Annotated in this window: 13 protein-coding genes; 9 read left to right on the top strand and 4 right to left on the bottom strand. The window is 65.6% G+C overall.

The genetic code is table 11. The annotated features are described in order from the left end of the window. Positions 1-41 precede the first annotated feature (41 nt). From BJF87_RS23120 to BJF87_RS23140, 5 genes are all read left to right on the top strand, one after another. The gene (locus BJF87_RS23120) at positions 42-410 is read left to right on the top strand and encodes a hypothetical protein (protein WP_075863988.1); all 369 of its coding nucleotides are present in this window, start codon (positions 42-44) and stop codon (positions 408-410) included. Next, positions 410-2,809 carry a hypothetical protein gene (locus tag BJF87_RS23125; protein WP_035755847.1) on the top strand — a complete coding sequence of 800 codons (2,400 nt, stop codon included), beginning with the start codon at positions 410-412 and terminating at the stop codon, positions 2,807-2,809. Before BJF87_RS23120 ends, BJF87_RS23125 begins: the two co-directional genes overlap by 1 nt. A 112-nt stretch (positions 2,810-2,921) precedes the next feature. After that, the gene (locus BJF87_RS23130; RefSeq protein WP_262339126.1) at positions 2,922-3,563 is read left to right on the top strand and encodes a hypothetical protein; all 642 of its coding nucleotides are present in this window, start codon (positions 2,922-2,924) and stop codon (positions 3,561-3,563) included. Between the two features lie 265 nt (positions 3,564-3,828). Beyond that, positions 3,829-5,565, top strand: coding sequence for an ABC transporter substrate-binding protein/permease (locus BJF87_RS23135; protein WP_230461971.1), 1,737 nt, complete (start codon positions 3,829-3,831; stop codon positions 5,563-5,565). A 3-nt stretch (positions 5,566-5,568) separates the two neighbouring features. Beyond that, positions 5,569-6,318 carry an amino acid ABC transporter ATP-binding protein gene (locus BJF87_RS23140; RefSeq protein WP_006360327.1) on the top strand — a complete coding sequence of 250 codons (750 nt, stop codon included), beginning with the start codon at positions 5,569-5,571 and terminating at the stop codon, positions 6,316-6,318. Between the two features lie 4 nt (positions 6,319-6,322). On the opposite strand, the gene BJF87_RS23145 is transcribed toward BJF87_RS23140, so the two are convergent. The 4 genes from BJF87_RS23145 to BJF87_RS23160 all read right to left on the bottom strand — a co-directional run bounded on the left by BJF87_RS23145 (position 6,323) and on the right by BJF87_RS23160 (position 9,904). Beyond that, positions 6,323-7,123, bottom strand: a complete 801-nt coding sequence (locus BJF87_RS23145) for a FadR/GntR family transcriptional regulator (protein ID WP_006360326.1) — start codon at positions 7,121-7,123, stop codon at positions 6,323-6,325. A gap of 175 nt (positions 7,124-7,298) precedes the next feature. Then, positions 7,299-8,219, bottom strand: a complete 921-nt coding sequence (locus BJF87_RS23150) for an amidohydrolase family protein (RefSeq protein WP_035753463.1) — start codon at positions 8,217-8,219, stop codon at positions 7,299-7,301. 46 nt (positions 8,220-8,265) lie between these two features. After that, positions 8,266-9,258, bottom strand: coding sequence for an alcohol dehydrogenase catalytic domain-containing protein (locus BJF87_RS23155; RefSeq protein WP_035753466.1), 993 nt, complete (start codon positions 9,256-9,258; stop codon positions 8,266-8,268). Between the two features lie 4 nt (positions 9,259-9,262). Next, on the bottom strand, positions 9,263-9,904 hold the full coding sequence (locus BJF87_RS23160) for a PaaI family thioesterase (RefSeq protein WP_035753467.1): 642 nt from the start codon (positions 9,902-9,904) through the stop codon (positions 9,263-9,265). A gap of 194 nt (positions 9,905-10,098) precedes the next feature. Between BJF87_RS23160 and BJF87_RS23165 the strand changes: the two genes are divergently transcribed. From BJF87_RS23165 to BJF87_RS23180, 4 genes are read left to right on the top strand one after another with little or no spacing between them, the layout of a single operon-like run. Beyond that, on the top strand, positions 10,099-10,896 hold the full coding sequence (locus BJF87_RS23165; RefSeq protein WP_035753469.1) for a 1-acyl-sn-glycerol-3-phosphate acyltransferase: 798 nt from the start codon (positions 10,099-10,101) through the stop codon (positions 10,894-10,896). Positions 10,897-10,917: 21 nt separating this feature from the next. Beyond that, a complete protein-coding gene (locus BJF87_RS23170) occupies positions 10,918-12,567 on the top strand; it encodes an AMP-binding protein (RefSeq protein ID WP_075863989.1) in 1,650 nt (549 codons plus the stop codon). Between the two features lie 3 nt (positions 12,568-12,570). Then, positions 12,571-14,019 carry a wax ester/triacylglycerol synthase domain-containing protein gene (locus BJF87_RS23175; protein WP_075863990.1) on the top strand — a complete coding sequence of 483 codons (1,449 nt, stop codon included), beginning with the start codon at positions 12,571-12,573 and terminating at the stop codon, positions 14,017-14,019. Then, entirely contained in the window at positions 14,016-15,188 is a 1,173-nt protein-coding gene (locus BJF87_RS23180; protein WP_075863991.1) for an alpha/beta hydrolase family protein, read from the top strand. The genes BJF87_RS23175 and BJF87_RS23180 overlap by 4 nt, the downstream gene beginning before the upstream one ends. Positions 15,189-15,209 lie beyond the last annotated feature (21 nt).

Raw genomic sequence — 15,209 nt, forward strand, 5'->3', positions numbered from 1 at the left:
GCATCCCCATCCGTGAGCGGTTAGGATCGCGAGGATGTTTGATGCTGATCGTGGCTGCGCGCATGGTGGTCATCAGATTGGGTGGGGGAAGAGTGACACCGAAGCCTGTAGAGGTGAACCCGGGCAGTCTCGCTGACGCGGCGACGCACTTGCATTCGTACGGTACGTCGATTCGGGGGATTGAATCGCCGACTTTCGGAGCGATCCGAAATTCACTGGTTGGCTTTGAGACTGCATCAGCCACTGGCAGCGTCGATGCGTCAGTGAAGCAGGCGCTGACGACGATTGCAGGCCGACACGAACAGTTTGGCGATGCGCTGAAGTCCGCCTCGAGCGTGATGGTCAATGTCGACTACGTTGCCGCTCGACTACTAGAGCCGCTTGGCAATCTCAACCAGCGTCCTGAGTGATGGCGGCAAAGACACGCAGTGTTGTTCGCGATGCGCACCCCGAGGTTCTCGCTCATGCGGCGTCCGCCTTGGTACCGGTGTCGACCGCAATCGAGAGAAAAGCCGGGGAACTCCATGCGAAGGTAACTGGCCTCGATTGGAAGGGGGCCGCTCGTGACGGGGCGGTGACCCTCGCCGACTGGGAGAAAACGCAGATGACCCGTGTCGCGGACGCTGTCGAGGAACTCGGCGAAGCGTTCAAGTCGGGGGGCAGTCGAATGGCCCCGATGGTCGAGAACCTTAATACGTCAGCTACCAATCTCGAGAACGACCAGTTCTCCGTCTCTGAGGATTGGACCGTCCGTGACCTGAGAGACCACGCATCCGAAGAGAAGCGCAACGAGGGTGACTCCACGGCACTGTCTGAGATAGCCGAAGCTCGTCGCATCCGCGGCGAAGAAGCAACCAACGAGACCATCCGACTCCAGAGGCTTGCGCAGGAGTTGCACACTGCTGACGTCGACACGAAGCGCGCGATCAGTGAAGCAGAGGAACTCATCAGAACGCTCGCGCCCGTCACAGCGGGACTCAGTGTTCGTCAGTCCGAGCTAGACCTGAAGGCGCTCAAGGATGGCAAATTGTCGCCGGTGGCCCGAGAGCGACTGAGGCAAGCGACATCCTTGAGTCCCGAGCAGCTCGAAGCGCTCCGAGGTGGGCAGGCCACGGAGATCCCCCAGGGGCAGTACAACTACCTCAGCAGCATCATGACCGAGCTCAAGACAGCGAACATGGACGAGCTTCTCAAGGTTCATAACGCTGCGCCAGGCCTGCTCGGAGACGCCTTCCGCATCATGTCGTCTCCCAACGTACACACGAAAGCGGGCTCAACCGGCGGCCTTGACCGCTTGCCTGACTCGGTTGTGTCACTGCTTCGCGAGAATCCGATCAAGCGGACGACCGCAGGTATGTCGACGGGATACCCGTACTCCTTCGCAGGGGTTCCGCGTCTCGATGACTTCAAGGCTCTGAACACGATCTTGAGTGACCGTACCGACCGTGGTCTGCAGTTGGGCACTGACGTCGATCGAGGAATGCTCAAGCAGGCATCTGAAATCGCTGGAGCTCTTCCGGACGACGAAGATAAGCTCTTTGGTCTGTACGACGAAAATCAGCGCGTCGAGGACGTGCGAAAGCTCGCGAGCTCGATGCTCACCAACTCGAGTCACGACCGGCAAGCTGTCACCGATTTCCTGACCGGGGAACGGATGGGCGTGACGGTTGCCGAGGGGCATAGATACGACGCCGATGCGCACGTGCTGAACATTCTTTCTGAACGGTGGTCTGTCGACGGTGTGAAACTCGGTGCCGAAGGCGATTTGTCTGGCGGTAGAGATCTTTTCGATTGGATCGGGGCGGCGGCACCATCCGAGGGCTACGAAGGGCAGCTCGGTGGTAGGGCCGCCAATGCATTGGCGCGCATTCTGATCGATCACGAGAACGAACTCGATTCCTTGGTCGTCGAACGAGACTCAACAGGAAATAACAAGTACGAAACCTTCGGTGACCGGAATGCTCTGCTGTCGCAGGTACTTGCCAAGAACCTCGCGCCGTATTTCGGTAACTTCGCCGGTGCTCCGGATGGGGTCTTGGTCAACCACACAGCCGGTCCGCTCGAAGACACGGTGGAGTTCTCAAAACTCATCGGGGTGCTCTCCACGGATCCCGGTGCGGGTCGAGTTGCGTTGAGCGCAGCCGTGCAATGGGAGAATTTCCTCGCGCACGAGTACGGCAGCGACCCGGAAAACTCGGAGCTCGCCACTGCCGCTGCCAAAATACACAGGTCAATGGACGACGGCTTGACCAACGCGCTCTCAACCCTCGCCGACAACGACCACTGGGAGAGATTGCGGGAGTACAACGAGAAGTCCTTCTTGATCGACTCGGCCGGAGGGCTTTTGGCCGCTGGTGGGTTGAAGATCCCTGGGCTCTCCGAGGTCGCCGGCATGGCCGTGCCACTCGTGAAGATGGATGAGGTTGCGTTGCCGACCGCTGATCCGCAGGACAACGAATCTGCATGGAAGACAGAGCTTGAGAATCTAGGGACCGGCCTCGACAAGATGACGGCCGGGCATGATCGGGTTGTTCATGTGACGTCCGGCTATCTCGAGGATCGACCCGACCTCTGGGGTAAGGTGTGGACTGCGCGCGACGGTGCTCAGATAACATTTGTGAAGCCAGGCGGGTCTCTTGACCTGGAAGTGGTTCAGGCCAACGGCCGAGAATTCACGAGATTCTCGAAGGAAATCGGCGCGGAGAGTATTCGTTTCGAATACAACGACCACTTCGGTGAATCACTCGAAGATCCGACCATTAACGATTCCGACCAGTCCATGGAGGTAGTGGACCGTGCGCCGCGCTGACGTTGTCGCAGTTGCATTTCTGTGCCTTGGGCTTGTGACTTCCTGCAGTGACATCGGTATATCTCCACCCCCGGGATCTTCGGGCAATACCGCGTCCAGTTCGGTCCGATCTATGTCCCCCTCGGAAGCCCGGGCAGCAGACCGTCTGCAGTGGAGAATGCGCTGGCGTGAGGACGGGGCTGTTGACCTGTCATCACCGACTGGGACGTTCATTCGAGGGGTCATCGAAGGAGAAACCCTTCTGCTCTTCGATTGGGATGTTGAGGGTGAGTTTCCAGGCATCAAAGATGCGATTCCCAGCCGGAAGGATTGGATGCCGCCTCTGGGCAGCAACGACTACCAGACGGTGGATGAGATCTATAAGATTGCCAATATCCGTGACATCGGCGACAACTCTGCTGTCGCGCTTGTGTGCACAACCGGGCAGGTGAGTACCGATGAAGCGGCCTTTCCGCCCTACTTCGATTCGCAGGATGTCCCTGATGCCCGCGACAGGTTTGTGGCGGTCGAGCGCTTGACGTTTCATCGCGAGGGCGAGTCGCCGCCTGAAAGCCGGCCCGGTCCCAAGCTGTTTCCCGGGTATGACGTATTCGGAGATTGGTGGGTCTCGGAGTACACGGATTCGTGGGCGCCGCCGTCGGGTCCCGACGAGTGGGGGAGGGAACCGATGCCCGACCCGAGTATTTGCGGTGACATGGGCGACCTGACATCTCCAGGCCCGTCGTTCCCGGGCTGGTCGGGCGCTGGAGTCTGAGACGCCCGAACCCGTAGCGGGTCAGTCAGCAATAGGTTTCGCTGAGCGATACATATCGCTGATCCGTGCCGCCGCCAAACCTGGCGATTCAAAATAACCCCAGCTCACCGGGGTTAGGCTCACCGGTGAGCAAAAATTTGGGACGTGACCGCGGGGTCGGGCTAGGGTCCGAGTGGTGTCCAACCACCGATCTCACCGCGCTCATCAAGCCGCTCCGCGCGTGGTTCGCCTCCTCGCACTCGCGCTGACCGCCGCCATCGTCGGCATGCTGGCCATCCTCGGCGGACCTGCGCCCCGCGCGCAGGCCGCACCTGACGACAGCTGTGCGCCGGCCGGGCTCGCGTCCGCGTCGGCCGCGCCGGTCAATCTGGCCGCGGCGGAACAGGGCGGGGAGGACAAATACACCACCCCGAACACCACGCAGATCGACCAGCTCGACCTGAATGCGCTCGAGTTGCTCGCGCCGGGAAAGCTCTCCGTCGGCACCCTCTCCGACGCCGGGCCCAGCATCTGCGTGAACAGCGCCGGAGACTTCACCGGCTTCGACAACGAACTCCTGAAGGCCGTCGCCGCGAAGCTGGGTCTGCAGATCGAGTTCAACGGCACCGAGTTCGCGGGTCTGCTCTCGCAGGTCGCCAACAACCGGTTCGACGTCGGGTCGTCGTCGATCACCACCACCGACGACCGTCGTAAGACCGTCGACTTCACCAACGGCTACGACTTCGGCTACTTCTCGCTCGTCGCGCCCGAGGGCGGTTCGATCAAGGGATTCGGCGACCTGTCGGACTCCACGCGTATCGCCGTCGTACAGGGCACCGTGCAGGACGACTACGTGATCAACACCCTCGGCCTCGACCCGGTCAAGTTCCCGGACTATGCAACGGCTTACGCGAACCTCAAGAGCGGTCAGGTCGACGCGTGGGTCGCGCCGTCGCAGCAGGCGGAAGGAGCTGTCCGCGAGGGTGACGGCACCGCGATCGTCGAGAACACCTTCAGCGTCAACAACTTCGTCGCGTGGGCGGTCGGCAAGAACAAGCCCAATCTCGTCGAGGCGTTGAACTCCGGACTCGACGCCATCATCGCCGACGGCACCTACGCGAAGCTGTACGAGGACTGGGTGCCGCGAGAACTGCCGGCGGGCTGGAAGCCGGGCAGCAAGGCCGCGCCGGCACCCGAACTCTCCGACATCGCCGCGATCGCCGCGGAGAACGCCGAGAAGGCCGGCCCGACCGAGGCCACCAAGCCGAAGAGCACGCTCCAGCAGCTCGGTGACACCTTCTTCAACTGGGACCTGTACGAGAAGTCCTTCCCGGAACTGATCAAGACCGGTCTGGTGAACACGCTGATCCTCTCGGTCGTGTCCGGTGTGCTCGGCACCATCCTGGGCATGATCCTGGCGATCTGCGGCATCTCCCGTTCCCGCTGGTTACGCTGGCCCGCACGGGTGTACACCGACATCTTCCGCGGCCTGCCGGCGGTGGTCGTCATCCTGATCGTCGGCCTTGGCGTCGGGCCGGTGGTCAAGGGGATCACCGGTAACAACCCGTACTGGCTCGGCGCGGTCGCCCTGGCGCTCCTCGCGGCGGCCTACATCGGCGAGATTTTCCGATCCGGCATCCAGAGCGTCGACGACGGTCAGCTCGAGGCGTCCCGGGCGATCGGCTTCAGCTATCGGCAGTCGATGCGATTGGTGGTGGTACCGCAGGGTGTGCGACGTGTGTTGCCGGCCCTGATGAACCAGTTCATCAGCCTCATCAAGGACAGCTCCCTGGTCTACTTCCTCGGACTGCTCGCCAGCCAGCGCGAACTGTTCGCCGTCGGCCGAGACCTCAACGCGCAGACCGGAAACCTGTCGCCGCTGGTCGCCGCGGGCATCATGTATCTCATCCTGACGATCCCGCTGACGCACCTGGTCAACTACATCGACCGTCGCCTCCGTACCGGCAGGCCCGCAGATGTCCACGATGACCCGTTGCCCGTCACCGCCGTCGAGAAGGGATAGGCCATGCCTGCCACCACCACCACACGAAAAGCGGTGTCGCTGACCGGCACCGACCTACACCTGTCGTTCGCGAAGCACCATGTGCTGCGCGGCGTCGACATCCAGGTCGACGCCGGGACGACGACGACCGTCATCGGACCGTCGGGGTCGGGCAAGTCGACGCTGCTGCGGGTGCTCAACCGCCTGCACGAGCCCGACCAGGGAGACATCCTGCTCGACGGCCGGTCCGTCCTCGAGGACAACCCGGATGAGCTGCGCCGCCGAATCGGCATGGTGTTCCAGCACTTCAACCTCTTCCCGCACAAGACGGTCGTCGAGAACGTTGCGCTCGGCCCCCGGAAACTCAAGGGGCTCAGCAAGGACGAGGCCCGCGAGGTCGCGCTGAAGCAGCTGGAGATCGTCGGGCTGACCCAGAAGGCCGACGTTCGGCCGGCGCGCCTGTCGGGCGGTCAGCAGCAGCGCGTGGCCATCGCACGGGCGCTCGCCATGACGCCGGAGGTCATGTTCTTCGACGAGGCGACGTCGGCCCTCGACCCCGAGCTCGTCAAGGGCGTGCTCGCGCTCATGGCCGACCTCGCCTCCGAGGGGATGACGATGGTCGTCGTCACCCACGAGATGGGCTTCGCGCGCAACGTGAGTGACAACGTCCTGTTCATGGACCACGGCGCCGTGGTGGAGACCGGTGAACCCGGGCAGGTCTTCGACGACGCCAAGTCGGACCGCCTGCGCACCTTTCTGTCTCAGGTGCTCTGAGACCTCACATCCACTGGACGAGTTCGTCGGACCGTTCCGGGTGACGTTCCCGGAACCGTTCGACGACCTCGCTGATGTGGTCGTGCATCAGCGTCTCGGCCTTGCGCGGCCGGCCTGCGATGATCGCCTTGGCGATGTCGGCGTGGTCGTGGCTCATCGCGTCGTCCTCGGGGATGGTGTCGCGGCCCGTTCCGAGCACGTGTTCGACGACGATGTGGTCGATGGCTTGGGTCAGCAGGGTGAGCACCCGGTTGCCGCTGAGTTCGGCGATCACTGCGTGAAAGTTGTTGAGGTCGCTGAAGATCTCGCTCTCCTCATGCTCCTCGACATCGTAATCGAGGAACCGCGCGAAGGCCGCCTCCTTCAATCTGCGGTCCTCCAGCCGGGCGACCTTGGCCGACAGCTGCGGCTCGAGGATCTTCCAGGTGTCGAAGACCTCGTCGTACGTCGCGCCGGCGAGGTGGAAGTACAGGGTCGCGGTGCGCGCGAGGTAGGACGCATTGAGCGCGCTCACGAACGGGCCTCCACCCGGACCGCGCTTGAGCGTGATCAGACCCTGGACCTCGAGGATGCGCAACGCCTCACGCAGCGTCTCGCGGCTCACCGAGTAGTTGGCGAGCATGTCGCTCTCGGCAGGGAGTCGGTCGCCCCGTCGTAGGCCGAGACTGACGATGTCGGAGACGATCGCCGCGGCGGTGGTTTCCGACGCCTTCGGGGCACGCGTGGTCTCGGACCTCGCCGAGGAATGCATCTCTCCCGGGTTGTAGATGATCGGGAGGCCGGTGCGGGCCAGTTCGCGTGTCATCATCGACCTCTTCAATTGCGGTGAAACTGGCCCGGAGCCGCTGGCTGGAATCCGATCGGTTGCACTTTACGTGGTTGCCGGGACAAGACTCGGACAAATCGTACGAGTGAATGAAACCCCGCTACGTGTTCTAACACGCGGTCGGCATCGGCGCAGGGGAGCGCATGTCTGCGGTTCAGTGCTGCTCGATCGCGAACAACCGAGCCCCGTTGCGGTAGAACACATTGCGCAACCAGTCGTCGTCCATGCCGAGGCCGGTGATCACCTCGAGGGCATGCGTGTAGCCGTAGGGGATGTTGGGGAAATCGCTACCGAAGAGGATCTTGTCCCCGGCGTCGGCGAGGCGTGACCGCAGATCGGCGGGGAACGGGGCGTTCTCCTCGGCGAAGTCGGTGAACGCCATCGTGGTGTCGAGGTGGACGTTCGGGTATTCGAGTGCGAAGTCCAGGAAGGGCTCGTACTCGGGCATGCCCATGTGCGCAATGATCAGCGGCAGCGACGGGAACCGGTGCAGCAGAGCGCGAATCGGTTCCGGTCCGGTGTGGTTTCCGGGTGCGGGACCCGAACCGCAGTGGATGATCACCGGCACCTGCGTGTCGGCGATCTGCGACCACACGCCGTCGAGCAGCGAATCCATGGGGGAGTAGTCGCCGACCTGGATGTGGGACTTGAACACCCGTGTCCCGGCCTGGATGGCACGGGATACGTACGCGGTGGCCGATTCCTCCGGGTAGAAGGTCGCGGTGTGCAGACAGTCCTCGTGGTGGGCGGCGAAATCGTTGGCCCAGCCATTGAGCCACTCCGCCATGTCGGGCTTGTGTGGGTAGACGAGCGACGAGTAGGCGCGGATCCCGAAATCGCGCAGTGTCGACACCCGGACGTCTTCGTCGGCGCGGTAGGTGATGGGCCACTCGCGTCCGACGAGCGGGCCCGCGGAGTCGAAGTAGGCCCACACCTTGTCCATCACCGGACGTGGCATGAAATGCGTGTGGACGTCGACGATGCCCGGGAGGTCGAGGTCCTGCCAGACCGCGCGCACGCGATCCGCCTCGTGGGAACTGAACGGCACTGGGGACTCCGGAACGGCACTGTTCACCTGTACGACGGTACGCCCGGCGTCGGGCCTGGGGCACGGCGGCCGGTCAGCCGACGGCGGGGGAGATCAGCACCTTCCGATGGTCGTTGGGCGCCGACAGTTCGGTGAACACACGATGCACCGCATCGAGCCCGACGATCTCGCTGACCAGTGTCGACGACCCCACCGCGCCGCGGTTCAGTTCACCGGCAGCGGTGTCGAACTCGGCCTTCGTGTAGTAGGAGACGAAGTCCATCGACGCCTCCTTGACGATACCGGCGACGGGCATGAAGTGGTCGTCGCTCAGGCACACGCCGGCGACGACGATTCGTCCGTGCGTGCTCACCGCGTCGAGAGCCGCGGCGATCATCCCGGGTTTGCCGACGCATTCGATCACCACGTCGAATCCGTCCCGGATCTGCTCGATCACCGACTCCGGTGTGTGGACCTCGGACGCGCCGGCATCGAGTGCCGCGGCGCGACGACCGGGGGAGGGGTCGGAACAGATGACCTCGCCCGCGGTCCCGCGCGACAACCAGTGCAGCACAGCTGTCCCCACCGGACCGGCACCGAGGACGAGGACGCGGTCGCCGGATTCGACCGCAGCGCGCGTCACGGCGTGCAGGCCGACCGCGAGGGGTTCGACCAGTGCGCCTTCGACCGGGTCGATGCCGTCGATGCGCACGCTCTCGGCGGCACCGACGACGACGTACTCGGCCAAGGCGCCCGGCAACACACCCAGTCCGAGCGTGCGCGCGGACGGGCACCGCGCGACGTCGCCGGTCAGACAGGCGCGACACCGGTGGCAGCCTCGGACAGGCATCGACGCGACCTGGTCACCGACGCGGAACCCCGGCGCCGCGTCGGGGCCGACCGCTGCGACCTCACCCGCGAACTCGTGACCCATCACGGTGCCGGCGGGCAGGAACGGTGCGGTCGACAGATCGGAGCCGCAGATGCCGTTCGCGGCGACCCGGAGCACGAGTTCGCCGGGGCCGGGCGTCGGATCGGGGAGTTCCACGATCTCGAATCCGTCCGCCGAGGTGACCGCCGCCCTCATGGCCTCAGCCCGCCGACCAGCGCACCGGCGGGGCGTCGAGCGCCGATCGCGGCACGATGAAGACGCCCTCGGCCTCACAGGTCACACCCTCGGCGTCGGAGATGGTGCCGCGCGCGATGCGTTTGCGGCCGGTCTGCTCGGTGACCCAGGCCCGCGCGGTCAGCGCGCCCAGCCGGGTCGGACGGAGGTAGCGGATGGTGATGGTCCCGGTGTAGCAGGCGCTCTCGTAGCTGGCGGCGTTGCCGAGGAGGTGGTCCAGAAGCATCGCGCAGACACCGCCGTGCACACATCCCGGCGGGCCCTCGTAGGCCGCGCCCAGGGTGAACTCACAGCGCACCCCGTCGTCGACATGTTCGACGTTCAGCGGCGGCGCGAGGGCGTTGCGTACCCCGATGACCGCGTTTCCCCAGGCCATACCGGTGTTCTCGCGCGTGTGCCGCACCCCGTACGGCCCGTCCATCTGCTCTGACCGCAGATCGGCGACGATCTCGGCGATCCTCCGCTGGGCGACGGCGAGGGCGTCCTCACCGACTTCGGTCCTGATCACCGCGTCGACCAGGTCGCGGACGGTGTCGGTCAGGGGTGTGTAGACCCCGCGACGGCGCTCGACCTCGGCTTCGGCGATGTCCTCGAGGATGAACTGCATATGGCTACCCATCAGTAGGTGTGGCATAGGTAACGCCGACTGGCGACGTGCACTAGAACGTGTTCTAATTCAACACTAGAACGTGTTCTAGTTTTCCGCTTTCGCGGACATCGACCACCAGGTCATCCAGCCCGAGGTGACACGTCAGGAGCGGTGATCCGCCACCCGGAGACACAACCACAGGAGTTACGACGATGAGCGCCGGCACCTTCGACCTCACCGCCCGCGACGAGACCTGGGTCAAGCGGGTCCTGCCCGTCCTGAGACTCGTGGCCAAGAAGTACTTCCGGTCCGAGGTCCGTGGCATGGACAAGGTCCCCGACGGGGGTGTCCTGCTGGTCTCCAACCATTCCGGTGGCCTGATGGCCTTCGACGTCCCGGTGATCAGCGTGGCCTTCGCCGACGAGTTCGGAGCCGAACGGCCGCTGTACACGCTCGCGCACGACCTGATCTTCACCGGCGCGGGCAAGGACGTCTTCGGCAAGTTCGGCTTCCTGCCGGCCCATCCCAAGAACGCCGTCGCCGCGCTCGAGGCGGGCGCCGCGACCATCGTGTTCCCCGGCGGTGAGTGGGAGGTGCTGCGTCCCACCAGCGAGTCCGCGACCATCGACTTCCACGGTCGCACCGGCTACATCCGCACGGCCCTCGAGGCGGGCGTCCCGATCGTCCCCATCGTCACCATCGGCGGCCAGGAGACCCAGCTCTTCCTCAACCGCGGTGACGCCCTCGCCAAACTGCTCAAGCTGGACAAGCTGCTGCGCATCGACAGTGCGCCATTCGCCTTCGGCTTCCCGTTCGGGCTCACCGCTCATTTCCCGCCCAACATCCCGTTGCCCTCGAAGCTCGTCACCGAGGTCCTCGACCCCATCGACATCACCGCCGAGTTCGGGACGAATCCCGACCACGACGAGGTGGACCAGATGATCCGCAAGCGCATGCAGCACGCCCTCGACGGGCTCGCCCGCGAGCGCCGGTTCCCGGTTCTCGGCTGACCACAACAAAGGAGATCGACGATGATCAACCAGCTCCGCGATCGCGTCACCACCTACACGTGGCTCGTTCGCACCCTCATCCGCAGTGGCTTCCTCGGCTCACTGCGACTCGACCGGTACATCCGGATGGGTCTCAACCTGCGTCGCCACGGCGGCGCCTCCCCGGTCAGCGGCATCGGTCTCGCCGCAGCTCGCGCCCCGAAGGGGCTCGCCCTCGTCGATGAGGCGGGTGAGCTGACGTGGGGAGAGCTCGACGCCCGCTGCGACGCACTGGCCGTCGGACTGCGCGAGCTCCCCGGCGCTTCGGTGAACACCGTCGCCATCCTCTGCCGCAACCACCGCGGCCTCATCGAGTCCCTTGCCGCGACATCGCGTCTCGGCGCCGACGCGGTGCTGCTCAACACCGGTTTCGCCGGACCGCAGCTCGCCGACGTCCTCGAACGCGAGGGCGCCGACGTCCTGATCGCCGACGACGAGTTCGAGGCGGTCATCGCCCCTGCGGCAGACCGTCTTCCGGAGCTCCGTCGCGTCCACGCCTGGACCGAGACCAGTCCGGTGTCCGGAGACACGACCTACTCGCTCATCGACGCGAACCTCGGCCGACGCCCCGCTCGCCCCGAGCGTGCCGGCCGCATCGTGCTGCTGACCTCGGGTACCACCGGCGCCCCCAAGGGTGCACGCCGGGGTGGCAGCACAGACATCGCCTCGCTGGCCGCGATGCTCGACCGCATCCCTTGGCGCGCAGGCGAATCCACGGTCATCGCCGCACCGATCTTCCATGCCTGGGGCTTCGGGCAGGTGGCCATCTCGGCGACCATGACGTGCACGATGATCATGCGTCGGCGCTTCGACCCGGAGGCCACCCTCGACCTCGTCCGCGAGCACGAGGCGACCGGACTCGCCGTCGTGCCGGTGATGCTCGAACGCATCATGGATCTCCCCGACGAGGTCCTCGACACCCATCCGATGCCGAGTCTGCGGTTCGCCACCGCGAGCGGTTCACGGATGCGCACCGACGCCCTGGTCGCCTTCCTCGACCGTTTCGGCGACGTCGTCTACAACAGCTACAACGCCACCGAGGCCGGACTGATCAGTACCGCCACACCTGAGGACCTGCGCGTCGCCCCGGACACCGCAGGACGACCGCTGACGGGCACCAGCGTCCGCATCCTCGACGACGACGACCGCGAACTGCCGACCGGCGAGATCGGCCGCATCGTGGTCGCCAACAACTCCGGTTTCGACGGCTACACCACCGCCGACACCAAGGCGTTCAGCGACGGGCACATGGTGTCCGGCGACGTCGGACGGATCGACGAGAACGGCCGCCTGTTCGTCGTCGGCCGCGACGACGAGATGATCGTGTCCGGTGGCGAAAACGTCTACCCACTCGAGGTCGAGCAGGTCATCGGAGTCCTCGACGAGGTCCACGAGGTCGTGGTGATCGGCGTCGACGACGAGAAGTTCGGTCAGCGCCTGGCCGCCTATGTGGTGCGCGCCCCGCAGACCCTCATCGGCGCCGACCAGATCCGGCAGCACGTCAAGGAACAGCTGGCCGGGTTCAAGGTCCCCCGCGACGTCCACTTCCTCGACGAGCTGCCCCGCAACGCCACCGGCAAGATCCTCAAGCGCGACCTGCAGTCCGCCACCCCGGAACGAAAGGTGAGCTGAACGATGAACGCACGTAACACACTCCGCGTCACCGAGCTGTTGGCCGGCACCGACGCCACCCCGCACGACGCCGAGCGCATGACCGGTCCGGATGCACTGATGCTCAATATGGAGTCCCCGTCGAATCCGATGCACACGCTGAAGGTCGCGGTGCTCGACACGACCCGACGGGGCCGTCCGCTCACACTCGACGAGATCGCCGATGTGGTCCCGTGCTACCTCGGGATGTTCCCTCGCGCCACCCAGCGGGTGCGCTGGGTTCCCGGATGTTCTGCACGCCCGTTCTGGGTGCAGGACAACGACTTCGACGTCACCCGTCACATCGATGAGATGGAGATCGCGGCTCCGGGAGGGCGTGCCCAACTCGACGCGATGCTGTCCGAACTCGCCGTGCGGCAGCTGGACCGCGAACGGCCGCTCTGGGGGCTCACCCTGGTCCACGGTCTGGAGGGCGGTCGTCAGGCTGTCGTGGTCCGCGTCCATCACGCGGTGGCCGATGGGCTGGCGGCGCTCAACACGTTCATGGCGGCCACCGCCGAACCCGGCGAGCGGATTCACCCGGCACCCATCTCCGAGGCCCTCGAGCAGGACACGAGGACCCTCACGAAGGCGGCACGCGCGGAGTCGCGGCGCCTGGTCCGTCGACTCCCGTCCGTGGTCTCGGCGGGGCGGCGCGCGGTGCGGGCGCGACGCGAGGCGGCCAACGGTGACCTGATCCCCAAGCCGCTGACGGTGCGTCGCACCAGCTTCAACGCCCGCAGCGGGGCCGACCGCGTGTGTGCGTCGGCCGACATCGCACTCGCAGACGTCCAGCGGATCGCGCTGGCCGCGGGCACCACGGTGAACGGTGCGCTCCACGGCGTGATCGCCGGAGCGATCCGCAACGAGCTCCTCGCCCGGGGTGAGGAACCCGGTGACTCCGTGACCATCTTCGGGGTCTGCAAGGACCTCGCGTCGAATCGGGTGCACGGCAACGAGATCGCCGCCGCCATGGCGTATCTGCGCTCCGACCTGGCCGATCCGGTGGAACGGATCGTCGCGACGGGCGAGAGCTGCGGAGCCACCGTCGCGTGTCGTCGGGAGGTCGGTTTCGAACTGACCGAGAAGCTCGCCACCTACACCGGCCGGCTCGGCCCGCTGTTCCGCGGGCTGGCCGCCCATCAGATGCCGGTGGTGATGAACAACATCACCACCGCCAACATGCCCGGCCCGCGGACGACGCGCTGGATCGGTGACATCGAAGTGGTCGACTGGATCTCGTTCGCACTGGCCATTGCGCCCGCGGATGTGAACCTGACGACCTACAGTTACGCCGGACGGCTCAGCATGGGACTCATCGCGACACCGGAATCCATGCCTGATCCGGCCGGGTTTCTCCGCCGGGTCGTCGAGGCCGTCGACGAGGCGACCGATGCTCTCGGTATCGGCGCCATGGCACAGGAGGCCAGTTGATCGACTGGGAGACCGAGCGGGCCCGGCTGGGATTGTTCGCGGGCGTGCTGCCTCGCGCGGTCGGCAGCTCGTTGGCCGCGAGACGGGGAAATCCGGAGACGGGTGTCCCGGCGGCCGGCTGCGGACCGCGGCAGATCGGGGAGACCGCGATCGACGAGATGTTCATCGCGATCAACTCCGTGATCCGGGACATTCCGCCGATGGAGTCGGTCGAGGACATGGTGGCGCGATGCGCCGACGTCGCCGAGGAGTTCGTACGCCTCGGACCCGCTGGGATTCATCGGGATCCGGGTCTGCCCCGCATACTCTCGCGCGACCGCAAGGTCTTCGGTACCACGTCGTTCGAGCACATCGACTTCTCCGTCGACGCGAAGCTGCCGGCGTCGGTGGCGTCCCTGGACCCGTATGCCGACGGCATCTCGTCGGTCCGGGTGATGACCAAGAACCGGGCCGGTACCCGATGGCTCATCTGGGTACACGGCGCGGCGCAGGGGCGGCCGGACGATCTGTACGCCTTCCGGGCGGCCCACCTGCACAAGAAGCTCGGCTACGACGTCGCCTTCCCGGTGCTGCCCGCACACGGTGGTCGGCGCGTGACGAAGGTGTCCTACCCGGGTTTCGACCCCCTCGTGAACACGCTCATCACCATCCGCGCCGTCGCCGAGATCCGGTCGTTGATCAGCTGGATCGAGCAGCACGACCCCGCCGAGATCGCCATCGCCGGGACATCTCTGGGTGGGCCGATCGCCGCGCTGGTCGCCTCGATGGACCCGCGCGTCGCCACCGTTCTCGCGGTGGTGCCGATGCTGGACATGCACGCGACGCTGGCCCACCACATGTCCCGCGGCGGACCCAAGGGTGAGCACCTCGCATCGTTGATGCGCGACGAGTCGGTGCGGGAAGTCGCAAGTGTCATCAGCCCGCTGCGGGTCCAACCGATAGCGCCGCCCGATCGCCGGATGGTCGTCGCCGCTCTCAACGACCGCGTGACCTGGGTGTCGGCGGCACAGCAACTCCACCAACACTGGGGCGGTCGCATCCACTGGTACCCCGGAAGCCATGTCGGTCACGCCATCTCGACCGGCATCCGGCACGCGACGGACGGTTTCCTCAGCGAACCCGCCCGCCCCGCCGGCCCGGCGGCGGAAGGCCGGCGCGCGGCGTTCTGAGTCGGTTTCCCGTGACGGGGT

Source organism: Gordonia sp. CNJ-863, assembly GCF_001942325.1.
Lineage (GTDB): Bacteria > Actinomycetota > Actinomycetes > Mycobacteriales > Mycobacteriaceae > Gordonia > Gordonia alkanivorans.